Annotated in this window: 1 protein-coding gene; it reads right to left on the reverse strand. The window is 62.7% G+C overall.

Features of this window, described 5'->3' with window-relative positions; genetic code table 11:
- The coding region (locus A3730_RS01640; RefSeq protein ID WP_156500780.1) for a trypsin-like serine protease at positions 1-774 on the reverse strand (774 nt) is incomplete at both ends.

Consider the following 774-nt stretch of genomic DNA (forward strand, 5'->3'; position numbering starts at 1 on the left):
GGTTTGCTGGCCAAGCGTCAGATCCGTGCTGCCACGGCAATCTGTATAGCCACTGCGCTTTACACAAGCCAACCCGGGAACACGTACCGTGAGCCCGTTCTTGTGCGTGACTCGCAGGCCCACATTATTGGCCAGGGTCTGCTGGCTGGTGTTGGTAATACCGGTACGCAGCGTGGTGGCAGCCCCTGGGCTGCTGTAGGTATCAGCGGTGGCGCCCGTGAGGGCAAGATCCACAAGGCTGCCCGAGGTGGTTTGTTCCAGCCAGGTCAGATAACGGTCCACACGGGTATAAACTGCCGGCACGCCGGCGGTGGCACACTGCTCATGGCCGTAGCTGGTAACCCCGACCAGCCATTGCTGCCCCGGCTCGCCGTACACCAAAGGCCCGCCACTATCACCCCGACAGGAATCCTGGGCGACACCCCGGGGGTTCATTTCACCCGCACAAATCTGGTTACCGCTCAGGTTGCTCCACTGGCTGGCGCAATAGCCGCTGGACACGTAGTCCACACGGGCTTCGCGCAGAGAATTGGAAAGGCCATTGCCGCTGGGAGAGGTGGAGCCCCACCCCATTATCTGCAGGGCTTCGTCGCTACTGCCCCTGGTCAGCGCAGACACGGTCTGCGGTTTGGCCAGGTCCAGTGGCGTGGCGGTGCTGTCTGAGGCCAGCTGCAACAGGGCCAGATCATTGTGGAAAGTGACAGCACGGTAATCCGGGTGCACCCGCACCGAGGACACCGCCAGGCGCTCCGGCGGATTAGCGGTTGTGCGATC

Source organism: Alcanivorax sp. HI0044, from assembly GCF_001634945.1.